Origin of the sequence: Pantoea sp. WMus005, assembly GCF_013415305.1 — a bacterium.
GTDB lineage: Bacteria > Pseudomonadota > Gammaproteobacteria > Enterobacterales > Enterobacteriaceae > Pantoea > Pantoea rara.
Map to the genome: position 1 here is coordinate 85,239 of NZ_JACBXU010000001.1, position 20,275 is coordinate 105,513.

15 protein-coding genes are annotated in these 20,275 nt (G+C 56.8%); 12 read left to right on the forward strand and 3 right to left on the reverse strand.

All coding sequences use genetic code 11. The features are described from left to right. Window position 1 precedes the first annotated feature (1 nt). Window positions 2–1,150 carry a 3-phenylpropionate MFS transporter gene (locus HZZ01_RS00405; RefSeq protein WP_179895030.1) on the forward strand — a complete coding sequence of 383 codons (1,149 nt, stop codon included), beginning with the start codon at window positions 2–4 and terminating at the stop codon, window positions 1,148–1,150. Here HZZ01_RS00405 and csiE read toward each other — a convergent pair. After that, window positions 1,132–2,400 (reverse strand): stationary phase inducible protein CsiE, encoded by a 1,269-nt coding sequence (csiE, locus tag HZZ01_RS00410; RefSeq protein WP_179895031.1) that lies wholly within the window; start codon window positions 2,398–2,400, stop codon window positions 1,132–1,134. The genes HZZ01_RS00405 and csiE overlap by 19 nt on opposite strands. 154 nt (window positions 2,401–2,554) lie before the next feature. Here csiE and HZZ01_RS00415 point away from each other — a divergent pair, with 154 nt between their 5' ends. From HZZ01_RS00415 to HZZ01_RS00425, 3 genes are all read left to right on the forward strand, one after another. Then, entirely contained in the window at window positions 2,555–3,181 is a 627-nt protein-coding gene (locus HZZ01_RS00415) for a DUF1007 family protein (protein ID WP_179895032.1), read from the forward strand. Further along, entirely contained in the window at window positions 3,172–4,152 is a 981-nt protein-coding gene (locus HZZ01_RS00420; RefSeq protein ID WP_179895033.1) for a nickel/cobalt transporter, read from the forward strand. The genes HZZ01_RS00415 and HZZ01_RS00420 overlap by 10 nt, the downstream gene beginning before the upstream one ends. Window positions 4,153–4,355: 203 nt before the next feature. After that, a complete protein-coding gene (locus HZZ01_RS00425) occupies window positions 4,356–5,369 on the forward strand; it encodes a TIGR04086 family membrane protein (RefSeq protein WP_179895034.1) in 1,014 nt (337 codons plus the stop codon). A 63-nt stretch (window positions 5,370–5,432) separates the two neighbouring features. Here HZZ01_RS00425 and suhB read toward each other — a convergent pair whose 3' ends face one another. Further along, on the reverse strand, window positions 5,433–6,236 hold the full coding sequence (gene suhB, locus HZZ01_RS00430) for an inositol-1-monophosphatase (protein ID WP_179895035.1): 804 nt from the start codon (window positions 6,234–6,236) through the stop codon (window positions 5,433–5,435). 132 nt (window positions 6,237–6,368) lie between these two features. Here suhB and trmJ point away from each other — a divergent pair, with 132 nt between their 5' ends. The 5 genes from trmJ to sseB all read left to right on the forward strand — a co-directional run bounded on the left by trmJ (window position 6,369) and on the right by sseB (window position 11,272). Further along, window positions 6,369–7,121, forward strand: a complete 753-nt coding sequence (gene trmJ / locus HZZ01_RS00435) for a tRNA (cytosine(32)/uridine(32)-2'-O)-methyltransferase TrmJ (protein ID WP_179895036.1) — start codon at window positions 6,369–6,371, stop codon at window positions 7,119–7,121. Between the two features lie 130 nt (window positions 7,122–7,251). Beyond that, window positions 7,252–7,749 (forward strand): Fe-S cluster assembly transcriptional regulator IscR, encoded by a 498-nt coding sequence (gene iscR, locus HZZ01_RS00440; protein ID WP_179895037.1) that lies wholly within the window; start codon window positions 7,252–7,254, stop codon window positions 7,747–7,749. Window positions 7,750–7,837: 88 nt separating this feature from the next. Further along, window positions 7,838–8,998, forward strand: a complete 1,161-nt coding sequence (locus HZZ01_RS00445) for an IscS subfamily cysteine desulfurase (RefSeq protein ID WP_179895038.1) — start codon at window positions 7,838–7,840, stop codon at window positions 8,996–8,998. A 161-nt stretch (window positions 8,999–9,159) separates the two neighbouring features. Beyond that, complete coding sequence (gene pepB / locus HZZ01_RS00450; RefSeq protein ID WP_179895039.1) at window positions 9,160–10,446, forward strand: aminopeptidase PepB; 1,287 nt, start codon at window positions 9,160–9,162, stop codon at window positions 10,444–10,446. A gap of 61 nt (window positions 10,447–10,507) precedes the next feature. Then, window positions 10,508–11,272 carry an enhanced serine sensitivity protein SseB gene (sseB, locus tag HZZ01_RS00455; RefSeq protein ID WP_179895040.1) on the forward strand — a complete coding sequence of 255 codons (765 nt, stop codon included), beginning with the start codon at window positions 10,508–10,510 and terminating at the stop codon, window positions 11,270–11,272. Between the two features lie 39 nt (window positions 11,273–11,311). Here sseB and sseA read toward each other — a convergent pair whose 3' ends face one another. Further along, entirely contained in the window at window positions 11,312–12,154 is an 843-nt protein-coding gene (sseA, locus tag HZZ01_RS00460; RefSeq protein WP_179895041.1) for a 3-mercaptopyruvate sulfurtransferase, read from the reverse strand. Window positions 12,155–12,300: 146 nt separating this feature from the next. Between sseA and HZZ01_RS00465 the strand changes: the two genes are divergently transcribed. The 3 genes from HZZ01_RS00465 (at window position 12,301) to ndk (ending at window position 20,143) form a co-directional block, all read left to right on the forward strand. After that, a complete protein-coding gene (locus HZZ01_RS00465; RefSeq protein ID WP_179895042.1) occupies window positions 12,301–17,196 on the forward strand; it encodes an alpha-2-macroglobulin in 4,896 nt (1,631 codons plus the stop codon). Next, window positions 17,197–19,536, forward strand: coding sequence for a peptidoglycan glycosyltransferase PbpC (pbpC, locus tag HZZ01_RS00470; RefSeq protein ID WP_179895043.1), 2,340 nt, complete (start codon window positions 17,197–17,199; stop codon window positions 19,534–19,536). A gap of 175 nt (window positions 19,537–19,711) precedes the next feature. Then, complete coding sequence (ndk, locus tag HZZ01_RS00475) at window positions 19,712–20,143, forward strand: nucleoside-diphosphate kinase (protein WP_003848684.1); 432 nt, start codon at window positions 19,712–19,714, stop codon at window positions 20,141–20,143. The last annotated feature ends 132 nt before the right edge of the window (window positions 20,144–20,275 follow it).

Here is a 20,275-nt window from a genome sequence, read left to right on the forward strand (position 1 = left end):
TATGGCAATCGGCTCCGCCAGATGGCTCGGATTGGGCTACTTCACTTACTTCTTCTGTTACGGCATCTATCTGCCATTCTGGGGCGTGTGGCTGAAAGGGACCGGCCTGGATGCTGAAAAAATTGGCCTGCTTCTTGGTTGTGGCATGGTGGCCCGTTTTGTCGGCAGTCTGCTCATCGCTTCTCAGGTCAAAAATCCTTCACGATTGATTACAGCGCTGCGTCTGCTGGCGCTGATGACCTGTCTGTTCGCCGCCGGTTTCTGGGTGGGTGAGCAGTGGATGTGGCTGCTGACGATCATGATTGGCTTTAACCTCTTTTTCTCGCCGCTGGTCCCGCTCAGCGATGCGCTGGCCGCGACCTGGACACAGCAGATTGGGCTGGCCTACGGGCCGGTCAGGCTGTGGGGATCGCTGGCCTTTGTCATCAGTTCGGCGTTAACCGGCGTGCTGGTCAGTGCCTACTCCTCTAACGCCATTCTGCTGCTGCTTTCCGTCGGTGTCATTTCTATGCTGGCTGGCATGATGCTGACACCCGCCACCCAGCCGCAGGGCAATGAGCGGCAGGGTGCTGTCGGCGGCGGCTGGCAGGTGTGGCGTGCGTTGCTGCGTGAGAATGCGGTATGGCGATTCATGCTCTGCGTGACACTGCTGCAGGGCGCACACGCCGCCTATTATGGATTTAGTGCTATCTGGTGGCAGGAGAGCGGCTATTCCGCCTCGACGGTGGGCTATCTCTGGTCGCTGGGCGTGGTGGCGGAGATTGTGGTGTTTGCCCTGAGTAACCGGCTGTTCCGCCGCTGGAGCGCGCGCGATCTGCTGCTGCTTTCGGGCATCTGCGCACTGATCCGCTGGAGCCTGATGGGGGCGACGACCGCGCTGCCGCTGCTGATTGTGGCGCAAATTCTCCACTGTGGCAGCTTCACCGTCTGCCATCTGGCGGCGATGCGATTTATCGCGGCGCGCAAGGGGGCGGAAGTGATTCGGCTGCAATCACTCTATTCCGCACTGGCGATGGGCGGTGGCATTGCAGTGATGACAATGATCTGCGGCGTGCTGTTCGCGCATCTGCAAGGACATCTGTTCTGGGTGATGGCGCTGGTCGCACTGCCCGCGCTGTTCCTGCGTCCCGGCTACGACTCCAGTAAATAACGAATTCGCTGCTGATGGTGTAACGTCAGCGGCAGTTCCGCATGCACCAGCGGCGGAGAGAACAAGGGCAGCGAAGTAGGGTAGGGCGAAATGATGATGTCGACATCCTTTGGCGCGCCATCCCGCTGAAACTGCTTTACGTCCTGATAAGTAATATTGACTGGCAGCAGCGTGATCTCCCGGATCTGCTGCTCCACATCCTGCTCGAGATCGGCGTCGTCGCCGGTCAGGATCAGGACCTGTTTCTCCTGCAGCGCACTCTCCTGCATCAGCCAGGCGCCAAAAATAATGGTCACTAAGCTCACTTCTTCCGGCGTAAAAGCGATGTTGTAGTGCTGCTCAAAACCCTTCAAGGCCTCATGAGTCGTGCGTAGCAGTCGGGGATAGAGACGGCTGACATCCAGTGCCACGCTATTGTCGATGCCGATATTGAAGTGGGTGCGATCCAGCGCCTGCGCCAGATGAGGATAGAGCTGGTGCAGCAGTTCGTTGCGGTCAGCAAACGTAATCCCGGCACAGGCTTCAAAATCATTAATCAGCTGCTGAGTCGCGTTCATTAACTGCTGCTCAGCAGGATGCGCCACCGCGTCAACAACTGGCGTATGAATCTGACTGAACAGCAGTGTCCAGAAGTCCGCTTCGCTGACGGGCGGAGCAATGTGGCAGCGTTTGCGCCAGTGGTAAATCACATCCTCGGCGGCCTGGCGCTCAGGCTTCTGTTGCAGCCAGAGACATTGCGCCTCACTGAACAGCACTGGCTGGCGCTGGCACAATCCATACTTCATGAATATCTGCAGAAAAAGCCGGTCACGTTCGCTGAAGTCACGCTTCAGACGCAGGCTGCAGTGCTGGATCAGTGCCTGTAAATTGGTCTCATCCCACAGCGCTTTCTCAATTTTCATGACCTTCAGGCGCTGACGCAGAGGAGCAGCAAAATGCTCGCAGACGAAATCCTGCGATAAACGCAGACTGCGTCGCAGGTTGTGCAACAGACAGAGGCGCCGATCCAACTCTGTTCCATGAAGACGAAAGCTGCCATCCACCATCTGATGCAATTCCAGCTGGTGATATCGCTGTATCTCAAGGCCCACATCCGCGATATCCTGTCGGGCAACAGCAGGATCGACGCCATTCAGCTGGCAGACTTTTTCAAGCGTGAGCAAAGGTGTCGGCAGAAACAGCAGCAATAAAAGATGGCACTGACGCTGTGAACGGGAGAAGAGTGGTGCCAAAGGGGTAGCAGAACTCATCAATCAGATTTCCAGCAGACTATTTTGAGCTAAGAATAGTCAACCCGGTCAGCGCCTGCGCGGTTTACGCGGTTTATTTGCCGGAGGTTTAAGGCGGGTCACAAAATTTGTTACTTATCGATCCTTTTAATCGGAAACGTTACTTTATAACATTATGAAACGCGTACTCTTTGCTCTGTTAATGGTATTAAGTCCGGCTGTGCTGGCGCATCCTCACAGCTTTATCGATATGAAAACGGAACTGGTCGTGCAGGGTGATACGTTTACCGGGTTAAAGATGATCTGGACGATGGATGAGATTACCTCCGCCGATCTGCTGTATGACGCGGGCGATGCAAAACCTGGCAGCGTGGTGTGGAAAAAGCTGGCAGCGGGCGTGATGGCGAACGTATTGGGCCAGCACTACTTTTCTGAAATCTGGCATAACCAACAGCGGGTAAAGTTTTTGAATCTGCCAACGGAATACAACCTTTCGCGTAACGGCCACAAAGCGGTGCTGGAATTCATTCTGCCGCTGGCGGAACCCCCGAAGCTGACCGGCCAGCGCTTTGAGATCCTGACCTTTGATCCCACCTATTTCGTCGATATGTTCTACGACAATTCCGGCGCGTTGACGCTGCCACCGTCGCTTCAGACGCGCTGCCAGTTTGCCCTTAATACGCCAAAGCCCAACGACTCACTGAAGCAATATGCGCTATCGCTGGATAAAGCGGACGCCCCGGCGGAGGAGATGGATCTGGGTCGCCAGTTCGCTCAGACGGTGGTGCTGACATGTCAGTGATCTCCACACCCTTACGGGCCACCCGACTCTGGCCATTCTGGCTGATGGCAGGACTCTTCCTCGGCGGTGCGCTGCTGGTCTGGCTTTACTGGTCGCAGATTCTGCTGCAGAGCGTGCTGTGGCAAAAAGACCTGCACCGGCAGATGACCCAGCTATTACAGCAGGTGGCGGAGCAGCCACACAAGGCTGGCCTCTCGCTGGTGATTTTCAGCCTGCTGTATGGCGTATTACACGCGCTGGGTCCGGGCCACGGTAAAGTCGTCATCGCAACGTTTCTGGCGACCCATCCGAGCCGCGTCAGAACCAGCATCAGGCTGACGCTGCTTGCCTCATTGCTGCAGGGCTCGGTTGCGATTGTGCTGGTCACGGTGATGCTGGTGCTGCTGAAAACCTCATCGCGCCAGCTGCATCTCAGCAGCTTCTGGCTGGAGAAGGGCAGTTATTTGCTGGTGATAGGGCTGGGCCTGATGATTGGGTATCGGGCGTTGCGTGCGTTGTGGCGGGCATTGCGTCCACGGCAAACCCTGGCTTTTCGTGCTTTCAGGCCGCAGCATCAGCACGATGAGCAGTGCGGCTGCGGACACGCACACCTGCCGACGCCGCAGCAGATGAGTGGCAACGTCAGCGGGAGAACCCAGCTGCTGGTGGTGGTGTCGATGGGCTTACGTCCCTGTTCCGGCGCAATTATGATGCTGCTATTTTCCAAAGTCATTGGTGTTTATGGCTGGGGCATTCTCTCTGCTGCCGTAATGGCGGCCGGCACAGCACTGACCATTTCGGCGATTGGTCTGCTGGTGCAGCAGGCGCGCTCGGTCGCACAGCGGCTGGCACAGCCTGGTGCTGCCCCAGGCATCACGCGACTGCTGATGCCAGTGCTGGCGTTAACCGGCAGCCTGATTTTAATCGTGGCGGGTATCGCATTATGGCAGTCAGCGCAGCTGACGCTCGGCGGCGGAATTCGACCTTTCTGAATAAAAGCGCAGCGGAAATAAAATTGCCGCTGCGCTCTTCTCTTCTTTAATTATCTTTAAATTCACCTCTTTAATTTTTCTCTGCGTAGTTTAGTGGAGAAATAACATTTCCCTGTCTACGCTGTTAATACCAAAACGGCATTCCGCCGTCGGAATGATAAAAGATCAAGACAGCTTTCTGTTTATTGCGAGGAGTATATTTCATGGCTGATACCCGTATTAATAATGGCTACACCGAAACGCTGGCGACCGGACCCGCTGGATTACCGCTGAAGCGTATTTCATGGAGCGCCGTGTTTGCTGGTGTTATTTGTGCCTTAATCGTTCATATCATTCTGACGCTGCTGGGAACCGCTATTGGTGCCACCACCATTGATCCAATGAAAGAACAGAATCCTCTTGACGGCCTTGGCACTGGCGCAATGGTCTGGACGGCCATTGAAATGCTGGTTGCGATGGCGGCAGGGAGTTATGTTGCTGGTCGACTGGCTCAGCGCGAAGGCGCACTGCACGGCTTACTGATGTTTGGCCTTAGCACAATTTTCACTATTTATCTGGCTATTACGCTGGCAACCAGTGTATTAGGTGGCGCGATGAATATTGTGGGTTCAGGTTTCCAGGCGCTGGGTAGTGGTATTTCCGCTGCTGCGCCTTCGGTTACTCAAATGGCAAAACAAAAACTGCAGGAGAATAATATTAATTTAGATAACCTGCAGAATGAACTGGAAACGACATTACGTCAGACCGGAAAACCGGAATTACAGCCTGAGAATTTGAAGCAGGACGCAAATAAAGAAGCGCAGAATGCAGAAAACCAGGCTAACAATACTGCGAACCATCCGCAGACAGCCGATACCGATCTGACGAACTGGGTGAAAGGGGTGATGGATCGTCATTCCGATACCCTGCAGGCTGCCGATCGTGATGCGCTGAAAAATATTATCAAAGCGCGTACCGGTAAAAGCGATCAGGAAGTGGATCAGATTGTTGCCAAAACTGAGCAGAGCTATCAGCAGGCCGTTCAGAAGTATCAGGAACTGAAACAGCAGGCTGAACAGAAAGCGCGTGAAGCTGGTGAGAAAGCCGCTGCTGCAACCGCTAAAGCGAGCTGGTATGCCCTGATTCTGATGATTATCGAAGCCGTACTGGCCGGTGTGATGGGTATGGTAGGTCGTCGTACTCAGCCCCGTCAGGTGCTGACACACGAACGTCGTTAATCATCACTGAATGACAGGCAACAAAAAAGGCGGCTGATAAGCCGCCTTTTTCTGTACTGAAACTTAGCGTTTTAACGCTTCGCTCAGCTCATCACGCATGTTTGAGAGCATCGCTTTCACCACACGTGGGTTACCTGCGACCAGGTTGCCTGACAGCAGATAGCCGTGGTTACCGGTGAAGTCAGTGACCAGACCGCCCGCTTCGCGAACCAGCAGTTCACCCGCCGCAAAATCCCACGGCTTCAGGCCAATCTCAAAATAGCCGTCAACGCGACCCGCAGCCACATAGGCCAGATCCAGCGCAGCAGAACCGGTGCGACGGAAATCAGCACACTGAGTAAAGAGTTTGGTCATGATGTTCATATAAGCAGGCGCGTGCTGCTTCATTTTGAATGGGAAGCCGGTGGCCAGAACAGTGCCATCCAGATCGCGTGCTGTGCTGCCACGCAGACGATAGCCATTCAGCTGCGCGCCCTGACCACGTGAAGAGGTGAACAGTTCATTGCGCATAGGATCGTAAACGACGGCGACTTCAGTGCGGCCTTTGATGCGCACAGCGATTGAAACGGCAAAGTGAGGTAAACGTTTGATGAAGTTAGACGTGCCATCCAGCGGATCGATAACCCATTGAACGTCCTGATCTTCGCCCGCCAGCTCACCGCTTTCTTCAGTGATGATGGTGTGTTTCGGGTAAGATTTATGAATGATTTCGATAATCAGGCGTTCTGCTTCGCGGTCAACATTGGTTACGAAGTCGTTGCTGCCTTTCTGGCTGGCTTCGACGGCGTCCGGGGTTTCATAATATTTGGCAATTAAATTTCCGGCCTTGCGCGCTGCGCGCACGGCAATGTTGAGCATTGGATGCATCGGTATCTCTCGCTGGATGTTAAAGAACGGGGAAAACGGCGCGGAGTATAGCAGCGTGTTCGGTAAATGTCCTGCTTTATGTTAAGATTCTCTCTACTGATTTTACTGACCCGTTTCTGAGTATCCCTAATCATGTTGCAAAATATTCGTATCGTGCTGGTCGAGACTTCTCATACCGGTAACATGGGCTCCGTTGCGCGCGCCATGAAAACCATGGGCTTAACGAACCTCTATCTGGTGAATCCACTGGTCAAGCCTGACTCACAGGCGATCTCTCTGGCTGCCGGTGCCAGTGACGTTATCGGCGAAGCAAAAATCGTCGACTCACTGGATGAAGCTATCGCCGGATGCAGCCTGGTGGTCGGCACCAGCGCACGTTCCCGTTCGCTGCCCTGGCCGATGCTGGATGCGCGTGAATGCGGCGTGAAAAGCGTGGAAGAGGGCCAGCAGGCTCCGGTCGCGCTGGTTTTTGGTCGTGAACGCGTCGGCCTGACCAATGAAGAGTTGCAGAAGTGTCACTATCACGTCGCGATTCAGGCCAATCCCGAATACAGCTCACTGAACCTGGCAATGGCGGTGCAGATTATCGCCTATGAAGTACGCATGGCATGGTTGCAGTCGCAGGAACAGGCCAGCCCGGCACCGAAGTATGACGAGTCACCTTATCCGCTGGTGGATGACCTTGAGCGCTTCTATCAGCATATGGAAAAAATGATGCTGAACAGCGGCTTTATCCGCGAAGCCAATCCGGGCCAGGTGATGAGCAAACTGCGTCGTCTTTACACCCGTGCGCGCCCGGAACGCGACGAACTCAACATCCTGCGCGGCATGCTTTCGTCGTTTGAAAAGCGTAAAAACGAGAAAAAAGAAGAAGATAATAGTTGAGTAAATTACCAGGTTAAATACCTGACTAATTTACCAGGTTAAATAGTTGACCAAATTACTCGGGAATGGCAGACTTCAGAGCATCTGTTGCTAATCTTCCGCTATCCGGACGCTATTGAGGTCGTACGCTATGAGACTGACATCCAAAGGACGTTATGCCGTTACTGCAATGCTGGACGTTGCCCTTCATTCCAATGAAGGCCCTGTCCCCCTGGCAGATATTTCCGAGCGTCAGGGCATCTCGCTCTCCTATCTGGAGCAGTTATTCTCCCGACTGCGTAAAAATGGTCTGGTTTCCAGCGTACGTGGTCCCGGCGGCGGTTATCTGTTGGGTAAAGAGTCAAACACCATCTCTGTTGGTGAAGTGATCACCGCCGTGGATGAGTCCGTTGATGCCACCAAATGCCAGGGCAAAGAAGGCTGCCAGGGCGGCGAACGTTGCCTGACTCATGTGCTGTGGCGCGATTTGAGCGTGCGCATCAGTGAGTTCCTGAACAATATTACGCTGGCTGAGCTGGTGAATAATCAGGAGATCCTGGACGTGGCCGATCGTCAGAATGCGATCGATAATCGCCGCTTCCAGAGCCCGCGTTCGCAGGAAATTAACATTAACCAGCGCGCCTCGTAATCCCCGCTGTTCCGGCCCTTACTGCTAACGCGGTCAGGGCTGAATCTGCTATAAAGACGTATGATTTTTTATACGGAGCTGTAGCGCAATGAAATTACCGATTTACCTGGATTACGCCGCCACCACGCCGGCCGATCCGCGTGTGGCCAGCAAAATGATGCAGTTTCTGACGCTGGATGGCACGTTCGGTAATCCGGCCTCGCGATCGCACCGTTTTGGCTGGCAGTCTGAAGAGGCGGTGGATGTTGCCCGCAATCAGATCGCCGAACTGGTTAACGCTGATCCGCGCGAAATCGTCTTTACCTCTGGCGCCACCGAATCCGATAACCTCGCGATTAAAGGCGCGGCTCACGCCCATCAGGCGCGCGGCAAACATATCATCACCAGCCAGACAGAACACAAAGCGGTGCTCGACAGCTGTCAGCAACTGGAGCGCGAAGGCTTTAATGTCACGTATCTGACGCCAGCGGCAAACGGCATTATCTCGCCTGACCAGCTGCGTGCGGCGCTGCGCGACGACACGATTTTAGTCACCCTGATGCACGTGAATAACGAAACCGGGGTGATTCAGGATATCGCCGCTTTTGGCGAACTCTGCCGTGAGCGTGAGATTCTGTTCCATGTAGATGCTACCCAGAGCGTTGGCAAACTGCCTGTCGATCTCAGCCAGTTACCGGTCGATTTGATGTCCTTTTCCGCCCACAAACTCTATGGCCCTAAAGGTATCGGCGCGCTCTATGTACGGCGTAAACCGCGCGTGCAGATCGCGGCGCAGATCCACGGCGGCGGGCATGAGCGCGGGATGCGCTCCGGCACCTTGCCGGTGCATCAGATTGTCGGCATGGGTGAAGCCTATCGCATCGCAGCAGAAGAGCGTGAAACCGATATGGCGCGGTTGAAGGCTCTGAGCGATCGTCTGTGGCTGGGCATCAGCACACTGCCGGGCATCACCCTCAATGGCGATCACAACCTGCGCGCGCCCAACATTCTTAACCTCAGTTTCGCTGACGTTGAGGGCGAATCACTGATTATGGCGCTGAAAGACCTGGCGCTCTCTTCCGGCTCGGCCTGTACCTCCGCCAGCCTGGAACCTTCATATGTCCTGCGTGCGCTGGGCCTGAGTGAAGAGCTGGCCCACAGTTCGCTGCGTTTCTCACTGGGACGCTTCACGACTGAAGAAGAGATCGATTACGCCATTACACTGGTGCAGAAATCGGTGACCCGTCTGCGGGCCTTAATGAAATCCTGATACCCGGTTTTAGTCCGGAAATTGCGCCAATATGGGCACTTCTCTGGCAACGCCTGGCGGAATCTGTTATCAGGTCTCTCTGTGCACTACATTTAACATCTTATTAAAGCCGCTATAACAATCAGGCTGGATGAAACAGATAACGATTACGGAGCTTTTCGATGACCACACAACCGATGACTATTACGCTTAGCAGCCAGCCCGCCGATGCGCGCTGGGGCGATAAAGCGATTCTCAGCAGCAATGACAGCGGCATGACATTGCACCTGACCGGCGCAGATGCGCTGAATACCATTCAGCGTGCGGCGCACAAAATTGACGGCCAGGGTATTCGCCATGTGGCGCTGACCGGCGAAGGCTGGCACCTTGAGCAGTGCTGGGCATTCTGGCAGGGCTTCCGTGGCCCGAAAGGCCAGCGTCAGGTTGAATGGCCAGCGCTGGGCGAACATGAGCAGGCGGAGTTTGATCGCCGTCTGAAAATTATCGACTGGGTTCGCAACGTCATTAACCTGCCTGCAGAAGATCTGGGGCCGGAGCAGCTGGCGCACAATGCCGTCGATCTGATCAGTGAAGTGGGCGGTGACGCCGTCAGCTATCGCATTACCAAAGGCGATGAATTGCGGGTGCAGGGCTACATGGGCCTGCACACCGTAGGACGCGGTTCGAATCGCCCGCCGGTCTATCTGGCGCTCGACTACAACCCGACAGGCGACGAGAATGCGCCGGTCTACGCCTGCCTGGTCGGAAAAGGCATCACCTTTGATACCGGCGGCTATAGCCTGAAGCAGAGTAGCTTCATGGACTCGATGAAGTCTGACATGGGCGGCGCAGCGACCGTTACGGGTGCACTGGCCATGGCGATTTCGCGCGGTCTCAACAAGCGCGTCAAACTCTATCTCTGCTGTGCCGATAACATGGTCAGCAGTAACGCCTTCAAGCTGGGCGACATCATTCGCTATCGCAACGGTAAATCAGTGGAAGTGATGAATACCGACGCGGAAGGTCGCCTGGTTCTGGCTGACGGTTTAATCGACGCCAGCGAACAGAATCCGACGATGATCATCGACGCTGCAACGCTGACCGGCGCGGCTAAGACGGCGCTGGGCAATGATTACCATGCACTGTTCACCTTTGATGATGTGATGGCGCAGTCGCTGATGGGCAGTGCGGTAAGTGAGAACGAACCTTTCTGGCGTCTGCCGCTGGCTGAATTCCATCGCAGCCATCTGCCGTCTAACTTTGCCGATCTCAATAATATCGCCAGCCCGTCTCATGCGGCAGGTGCCAGCAGCGCAGCAGCGTTCCTGTCACACTTCGTTAGCAACTATCAGCAGGGCTGGCTGCACATCGACTGCTCCGCGACCTATCGCAAAGGCGCCGTTGATCAGTGGGCAGCGGGTGCAACAGGTCTTGGCGTGCGTACCCTTGCCAATCTGTTACTGAAATAAGCCGATTTCAGCGGTGGCTGATGCTGCCGCTGTACAAAAGGAAACCGTTCAGAGGGAAACTATGAACCGTCTTGAAGAGGTGCTGAAGCTGGCGGCCACTGAGCCTGCCCATCGGCCGGAGTTTTTCCAGTTGCTGCTGGAATCTGACGTCTTTGTTCCAGGCGAAAGCACCACGCAACAGCTTGATGCCAGTACGCCCGTTGATCTGCAGCACTGGGAAAAAGAGGATGGCAGCAGCATCATTCCTTTCTTCACGTCAGAAGAGGCGATGAGTGAAGCGGTCAGCGGTGAGCAATCCTGGCTGCGTTTGCCCGTGCAGACGCTATTTGAGATGACACGCGGTGAGACGCTGTTCCTCAATCCCAAACTGCCTTCCGGCAAAGAATTTACGGCGGCTGAGATCACCCATCTGCTGGCCGAAGAAGGCAGTGCGCTAAGCCAGCAAACCGTGCTGGAAGGTGGACAATCCCTGCTGCTTTCTGAAGTGGCAGAACCGCCAGCGCAGATGATCGACTCGCTGACTCAGCTGTTCACTAAGCACAAGCAGGTGCGCCGCGCGTTTATCGCCAGCATTCGTGAGCGGGCCGATGAAGCGCCTAATCTGCTGATCGGCATTGAAGCGGACAGCAATATTGAGGCGATTATTCAGGCGGCGGGCAGTGTGGCAACGGATACACTGCCGGACGATGCGCCAGTAGATATCTGTGAAGTGACGCTGAACGATCGCGGCATCAGCCACTTCTTTACCGCCCACATCACGCCATTCTATGAACGTCGCTGGGGCAGTTTCCTGCGCGACTTCAAGGGCAGTGAGCGGATTATCTGACGCACCCGAAAAACAGGCGGCTCATGGGCCGCCTGTTTTTTATTTCGCTATCGGTAAGTCGTCGCGACTGCCCCATTCGCCCCAGGATCCGTCATACAGCGTGGCATCCCGTACGCCCAGCGCGGTCAGCGCCAGAATCAACACCACCGCCGTCACGCCTGAGCCACAACTGGCGACCACTGGCTGAGTAATATCGACACCCGCGTCAGCAAACAGCCTGCGCAGTTCTGCTTCCGGCTTGAGTTTTCCCTGCTCAACCAGCGTATTCCACGGCACGTTCAGGCTATTGGGAATATGCCCGCGATGCAGCCCGGGTCGCGGCTCGTCTACTTCAGCGTTAAAGCGGTTAGCAGCACGCGCATCAACAATCTGTGCGCCGCCTTCATGGCTGATCAGCAGCACATCCGTCAGGCGTTTCACCCGGCTTTCATCCGCATGGGCCTCAAATTCACCTTCCGGCAGATTCACTTCGCCGGTTACCAGCGCAAAACCGGCCTCTTTCCAGCCCTGCAAACCCCCGGTAAGAATCGACACCTGAGCCACACCAAAAGTCTTCAGCATCCACCAGGCACGCGGCGCGGAGAAGAGATTGCCCTCGTCATACACCACCAGGTGCTTATCACTGCTGACGCCCAGCTCACGCATCGCGACGGCAAACGTCTCGGCGCGCGGCAGCATATGCGGATAGGGGCTGGTGTGATCGGAAAGCGCTTCAATATCGTAAAAAGGGGCGTCGGGTAAATGACCCGCCAGATATTCAGCCAGGATATCGCGAACCGCTTCCATCCCGGCAGGCAACATACGTGCATCCAGCACCTGAAGCCGTTCATCGTTATAGTGCTCTTGTAACCAGTCGGCGGACACAAACAGTGGCGTCGTCATAACAACCTCATCTCAGCAATCTGTCATACCAGTGTCAGGGAATGTGCGCACCATCTCAAGAGAAGCGTTGATTAAATGCGAGCATTGATATGAAATTGCGCGGCGTAATCAAACGACACTCCCTGCGTCCCGGTGAAGGAACTACCATGAAGAAACGCACTACCCGGCTGCTGCTCAGTATGCTGTTCGGTGGCTCGCTGCTGTCAGCGACCCTGTTACCTGTTTTACCTCTTCAGGCCGCAGAGGCACCCGCAACTTCTCCGGTCAGCAAACCGCTGACGATTATTGATCTCTCAGAACTGCAGATCGACGGTGCCGCTGCGCTGGTCTTAACGTTCAGTCAGCCGCTGGATGACAAACAGAATATCGCGCAAAAAATCAGGCTGACCGACGATAAACAGGGTCGGGTAGACGGCGGCTGGGAACTTTCTTCTAACCGCAAAACGTTGCGCTTCCGCCATCCTGAACCCGCACGTCACTTCACCGTCACAGTGGATGCGGGACTGCGCGCGGCCAGCGGTGAAACGCTTGCCGCCGATTACAGCCAGAAAATTGTCACCAGTGATATTCAGCCGATGGTAGGTTTTGCCAGTCGCGGTTCACTGCTGCCGCTGCGTATCACGCAGGGACTGCCGGTGCTGGCGCTGAATGTGAATCAGGTCGATGTCGATTTCTTCCGCATCAGGAATGCGGGCCTGGCGGAATTTCTCTCGCAGTGGAATTACGGCAACAACCTCTCCAGCTGGCAGTCGCAGGATCTGCTGAAAAGCAGCCAGCTGGTCTATACCGGACGCTTTGAGCTTAACCCGGCGCGAAACACCCGCGAAAAATTGCAGCTGCCGATGAGCGATATTACCGCGCTTCAGCAACCGGGCGTCTATCTGGCGGTGATGAAACAGGCCGGGACCTATCACTACAGCCAGCCCGCCACGCTTTTCACCCTGAGTGACATTGGCCTCTCTTTGCATCGCTTCCCGACGCAGTTCGACCTGTTTGCCCAGAGCCTGGCAAATGGCCAGCCGCTTTCCGGCGTCAGCGTGAGGCTGCTGGATGCGAAAGGGCAGGTGCTGCAGAGCGGGACCAGTGATAACACCGGTCATCTGCGTCTCAGGGCGGATGAAAAAGGCAAGATTCTGCTGGCTGTGCAGGGTGAACAGACCTCGATGATCGACCTGGCGCGCCCGGCGCTGGATCTCGCTGAGTTTCCGGTTGCGGGACCGCAGGGCTATGACAAACAGCTATTTGTCTTTGGGCCGCGCGATATCTATCGTCCTGGCGAAATCGTCATCGTTAATGCACTGCTTCGTGATGCCGACGGACACCCGTTGCCCGCCCAGCCGATAAAAGCGGAGCTGGTGCAGCCTGATGGCCAGGTGATGCGGACCTTTGTCTGGCAGCCTGAAGCGGGATTTTATCAGCAACGACTGGCGCTCCCCGAATCCGCCATGACCGGCGACTGGATGCTGCGACTCAATACCGGCGATAACCTCAAGCGCGAATGGACGTTCCACGTCGAGGATTTTCTGCCGGAGCGCATGGCGTTAACTCTGAAAAATGACCCTCAGCCGCAGCCTGCTGATGCCAGCGTTGAGTTCGGCATTGAAGGTCGCTATCTCTATGGCGCACCTGCGGCAGGTAATACATTACAGGGACAACTCTATCTGCGACCGGCACGCGAAGCGGTGGCGGCACTGCCGGGCTACCAATTTGGTGACATCACCGAAGAGGGAGTAAAGCGAACGCTGGATGAGGTAGATCTCAAGCTGGACGCCAGCGGTAAAGCACAGCTTTCGGTAGAGAGTCAGTGGGATCAGCTGCACTCTCCACTCAACCTGATCCTGCAGGCCAGCCTGCTGGAGACCGGCGGCCGTCCGGTCACCCGCCGCGCAACTCAGGCTATCTGGCCCGCTGACGCCCTGCCAGGCATCCGGCCACTGTTTGGTAACAAGGCCGTTTATGACTACCGCAGTGACAGTTATCACGATGAGCCTACCGTGCCAGAAGAGAGCCTGGCCGAATTCGACATTGTCTATGCCAACAGTCAGGGCAAAAAACTGGCGGCAGACAAGCTGGATGTGCGCCTGATTCGTGAACGCCGTGACTACTACTGGAGCTTCTCTGACAGCGAAGGCTGGCAGTCACAGTATGGTGACAAGGATCTGCAGGAAGATGAACGTGCCATTTCTGTCCCGGCTGACGGCAGCACCAAAGTCAGCTTCCCGGTTGAATGGGGCCACTATAGGCTGGAAGTGCAGGCGGGCGAAAAGATCGTCAGCAGCGTGCGTTTCCAGGCCGGTTATGACTGGCAGGACAATACCAACGGCACGGGCGCATTACGCCCGGACCAGGTCAGACTGAAGCTGGACAAAGCGGCTTACCAGCCGGGCGATACCGTGCATCTGCAGGTTGAGTCACCCGCTGCGGGTAAAGGTTACCTGATGGTGGAGTCGAGCAGCGGCACGCTGTGGTGGCAACCGCTGACCGTACCAAAGGGCGGCACAACAGTGGATGTGCCGGTTGCTGAGAGCTGGCGGCGTCACGATCTCTACTTCAGCGCTATTGTGGTCCGTGATGGCGATAAGGTCAGCGGCGTAACGCCAAAACGCGCGGTAGGGCTGTTGCATCTGCCGATGGCGACAGAGGCGCGTCGCTTAAACCTGACGCTGGATGCACCCGACAAAACCCGTCCTGAGCAATTCCTGACGGTAAAAGTTCATGCCAGTCGTGACGGCGGGCCGCTGCCGGAAAAAGTGAATGTGCTGTTGTCAGCTGTGGATAGCGGCGTGCTGAGCGTGACAGATTTTAAAACGCCCGATCCGTGGCAGGCTTTCTTTGGCCGTAAACGCTACAACGTCGATCAGTACGATGTCTTTGGTCAGTTAATCGAAGGCGGAGGCCGGCTGGCGGCACTGCGTTTTGGTGGTGATGGCGAGGATGAATCGATGACGCGCGGCGGTAAAAAGCCGGTGACGCACGTCAATATCGTCGCGCAGCAGTTGCAGGCGGTGACGCTGGATAAAGAGGGTAATGGATCGATTACGCTGCCGATCCCGGCGTTTAACGGCGAACTGCGGCTGATGACTCAGGCCTGGAGCGATGACAGCTTCGGTGCGGCAGAGCGCAAGCTGGTGGTCGCGGCGCCGCTGATCAGCGAACTGGCAACCCCGCGCTTCCTTGCCAGCGGCGATTCGGCCTCCCTGGCGCTGGATCTCACTAACCTTACCGACCTGCCACAAACGCTGAAAGTAGATATGACCAGCAGTGGCTTAGTGGATCTGGCCGGTGCGGCCAGCCAGAGCGTGACGCTGGCCAAAGGCGCACGCACAACGCTGCAGATTCCGGTCACGGCGAAAGCTGGCTTTGGTGATGGCGAGATTGCGGTGCAGATTTCCGGTCTGAACCTGCCGGGTGAGCAGGTAAAGCCGAGCAAACAGCAGTGGAAAATTGGCGTCCGGCCACCTTATCCGGCCGTGACGCTGAACTTTGATGCCGTCATCAATCCCGATCAGCCCTGGCAGGTCGCGGCAGCTTCCCTGACGGGCCTGGATGCGCAGACGCTGAGTGGACAGCTGACGCTGAGCAATCGCCCGCCACTGAACATCGCCAGCTATATCAGTGCGCTTTATGCCTATCCCTACGGCTGTCTGGAACAGACTACCAGCGGGCTCTGGCCTTCGCTCTACACCAGCCATGCTGAGCTAACCGCCATGGGCATTAAAACCAGCAGCGATGAAGCGCGTCGGGCCGCCGTCGATACCGGCATCGCCCGTCTGGCAGGCATGCAACGAGCCAACGGCAGCTTTGGGCTGTGGGATAAACAGAGTGAAGAAGAGTTCTGGCTGACGCCTTACGTGACGGACTTCCTGCTGCGTGCCAGTGAGGCGGGTTATGCGCTGCCGGATAATGTGGTTGAGCGCGCTAACGCACGGCTGCTGCGCTATCTGCAGGATCCAGCGCAGATCAGCGGCGGCGGCAGTGACGACAACGCCGCGCTGCAGTTCAGCGTGCAGGCTTACGCCGGACTGGTGCTGGCGCGTCAGCAGCGCGCGCCACTGGGTGCACTGCGTGCATTGTATGAAAAACGTGAGAAAGCCCGCTCTGGCCTGGCGCTGATGCAGCTGGGTGTTGCGCTGAAGCTGATGGGGGACGGGCAGCGCGCATCGCTTGCGATCATGCAGGGTGCCACGCTGACGCGTTCAGACAAAGAGTGGTACGGCGACTATGGCAGCACGGTGCGCGATGAGGGAATGATGATTGCCCTGTTAGCCGGGAATAAGCTGCAACCTGATTTGCAGAACAGTCTGCTGCTGTCGCTGTCTAAAGAGGTCAGGGGCAAACGCTGGTTCTCGACCCAGGAAAATAACGCGCTTTATCTGGCTGCTCATACCCTGCAACGTGCGCAGGGCGGAAGCTGGCAGGCGCTGCTTTCGGGCAATCCACAGCCTCTGCAAAGCGATGCACCGCTGAACAAAGGGCTGGGGGCTGAGCGGCTGTTGCAGGGCTTAACCATCAGTAATCCGGGCAGTGCGCCGCTGTATGGTCGTCTGGACGTCACCGGTTATCCGCTGGCCGCGCCTCAGCCTGAGAGCAACGTGCTCGGGATAAAGCGTGAATACTTCACCCTGGATGGCAAAGCTGCCGATCTCAATAATCTTCGCAGCGGTGAGTTGCTGGTGGTCCGTCTGATCGTTTCGTCGAAACGCAGCATCAGTGATGCGCTGGTGGTGGATCTGCTGCCTGCTGGTCTGGAGCTGGAAAACCAGAATCTGGCCGACAGCAGCGCCAGCCTCGGTGACAGTGCGGATGCGCTGAAGGAAAGCATGGGTGACATGCAACAGGCTGACATCAGGCACATTGAGTTCCGTGACGATCGCTTTGTTGCGGCGCTGGCGGTAGATACTTATCGTCCCGCAACGCTGGTCTATCTGGCGCGGGCGGTCACGCCGGGCCGCTACCTGATGCCGCCGCCGCAGGTGGAGTCGATGTATGTACCGGAGTGGCGCGCTACCGGCAGCACGCCGCCGCAGCTGCATATCCAGTAAGTGACGCGGGGCGTGTTAAACATCAGCACCATTAAAAAACGGTGGCTCGCGCTGCCGCTTTTTTTTCTGGCGTTATGGCTGACGACGTGGGGACTGGATCGCCTGTTCCCGCTGCCGCTTAAACAGGTGCAGCCTGCGCGGGTGATTGTGGCCAGCGACGGAACGCCGCTCTGGCGCTTTGCTGACAGCAAGGGCATCTGGCGCTATCCCGTCACGCCAGAGGAGGTGGCCCCTGTTTATCTGCAGGCGCTGCTGATCTATGAAGATCGCTGGTTCTGGTATCACCCCGGTATCAATCCCCTGGCGCTGGTGCGTGCGGCCTGGCAGGATTTACGCCATCAAAGCGTCATTTCCGGTGGCAGCACGCTGACCATGCAGGTAGCACGCCTTATCGACCCGCAACCCCGTACGCTGCGCGGCAAGCTAATCCAGGCGTGGCGGGCGCTGCAGCTGGAGTGGCATCTTTCCAAACGTGACATCCTGACACTCTATCTTAACCGTGCGCCCTTTGGCGGCACTCTGGAAGGCGTGGGCGCAGCAAGCTGGAGCTGGCTGGGAAAGGCCCCGTCGCAGCTGACGCCGGGCGAGGCAGCGCTGCTTGCCGTTTTGCCGCAGGCACCCAGCCGACTGCGGCCCGATCGCTGGCCGGAGCGGGCGGAAGCCGCACGCAATAAAGTGCTGGATCGACTGGCGGAATATAACATCTGGTCCGCTGAACAGGTGGCGGAAATTCGTCAGGAGCCGGTCTGGCTGCCGCCACGACAGATGCCGCAGATGGCGCCGCTGCTGGCCCGGCGTCTGCTGTCGATCAACGCCAGTGACAAGATTGTCTCCACGCTCGATCCTTCATTGCAGCGCGAGCTGGAGAGCCTGGCGTTGAACGTTAAAAACCAGCTTCCGCCGCGCACCTCGCTGGCGATGCTGGTGGTGGATCACACTACTATGGCGGTCAGGGGCTACGTCGGTTCGGCTGACTTTACCGATGACAGCCGTTTTGGGCATGTGGACATGATCGCCAGCGTGCGCTCGCCAGGCTCGGTGTTAAAACCGTTTATTTACGGCATGGCGCTGGATGAAGGACTGATTCATGCCGAATCGCTGTTGCAGGATGTGCCGCGTCGCTTTGGCGATTACCGGCCAGGCAACTTTGACACTGGCTTTCATGGGCCGGTCAGCGCCAGCGATGCACTGGTGCGCTCCCTGAATCTGCCTGCCGTGCAGGTGCTGGAGTCGCTGGGACCGAAAAACGTTGCGGCGCGTCTGCGCAATGTGGGTCTGAATTTACGTTTCCCGCCAGGTGCGGAACCTAATCTTTCATTGATTCTTGGCGGCACCGGGGCGCGCATGGATGAAATTGTGGCGGCTTATAGCGCCTTTGCCCGTCACGGTAATGCCGCTCAGCTGCGCTGGATGCCCGATCAACCTTTGCAGCAGCGGCCGCTGCTTTCGAAGGAATCGGCGTGGATCATCCGGCGTATCCTTGCGGGAGAAGCTCAGCCTGCCGGTAATGGCAGCGTACCCGACGTGGTACCGCTGGCCTGGAAGACCGGCACCAGTTACGGCTATCGCGACGCCTGGTCGGTGGGCATCAATCCCCGTTATCTGATCGGCGTCTGGGTCGGGCGACCCGATGCCACCCCGGTTGCCGGGCAGTTTGGTTTTGCCTCTGCCGTACCGATCATGAATCAGATTAACAGCGTGCTGATGAGTCGCCTCGGCAGGCGTGACGTGCCGGTCGATCCGCGACCGGCCTCGGTGACGGTCGCGACCATTTGCTGGCCTGGTGGTCAGCCGCTGCCAGCCGGAGATGAGAACTGTCGCCAGCGTCGGCAAAGCTGGGTTGCCTCGGATACGCTGCCGCCAACCCTGCTGGCGCCGGGGCAGGAGAGCCTCAGCGGATTACGCCTGGGCTACTGGCAGAATGCGCAGGGGCTGCGAGTCGCAGCAGATTGCCCCGGTGCCACCCGTCATGAACGGCTGGTCTGGCCGCTACCGCTGGAGGCCTGGCTGCCGCCTCAGGAGCGGCGGGCGCAGCGCTTGCCATCCATTGATGCCCATTGTCCACCTCTACAGCAGGGCAGTAGCGCACCACTGATCGTCACGGGCGTCATTGAGGGGCAAATCGTTAAGCCGCTGCCGGGCAATAGCGCGCTGACGATCCCGGTCGCGGTGCAGGGTGGGCAGGGTGCGCAGCGCTGGTGGTTCCTGAATGGTGAGCCGCTGATGACGCAAAACGCTGCCGATAGCCTGTCGCTGCACCTTAATCATCCGGGAGAGTATCAGCTGGTGGTGATGGATGAAGAGGGGCAGCTTGTCTCGGTCACTTTCAGCCGGGGTTGACGCTTTTCTGCGCTAAATCATAACCATTGCGCGTCTGCTTCGACTCAGATCAAGAATTTTCAACAAATTAGGGATCTCTGATAGGCAATGCCGCACTCAGCCCCTATAATCGGCGCCGTTTCTTAACCGGGGCGGACGCCACCGGTTTCTTCAGAACGTCAAGACAGAGGTCATCATGGCAATCGAACGTACTTTTTCTATCATCAAGCCAAACGCCGTCGCTAAAAATGTGATTGGTGCTATCTACAACCGTTTTGAAAGCGCAGGCTTCAAAATTGTTGGTGCAAAAATGCTGCAGCTGAGCAAAGAGCAGGCTGAAGGTTTTTACGCTGAGCACCAGGGCAAACCATTCTTCGATGGCCTGGTTGAATTCATGACCTCTGGCCCGGTTGTTGTTTCCGTGCTGGAAGGTGAAAATGCGGTTCAGCGTCACCGTGACCTGATGGGTGCAACTAACCCGGCAAACGCACTGGCTGGCACACTGCGTGCTGACTACGCTGACAGCTTCACCGAAAACGCGACCCACGGTTCAGATTCTGCAGAGTCTGCTGCTCGCGAAATCGCCTATTTCTTCGGCGAAAACGAAATCTGCCCACGTACCCGTTAATCGCCCGGGCGATAAACGTTACAGCGGCTTTACAAAAATCTGCGTAGGGGAGGTCACTCCCGCCTGTTATCAGGCCGCAGATGTTGTACAATATTGCGCCTTCATTGACATCGATTAATGAAGGCGCAATTT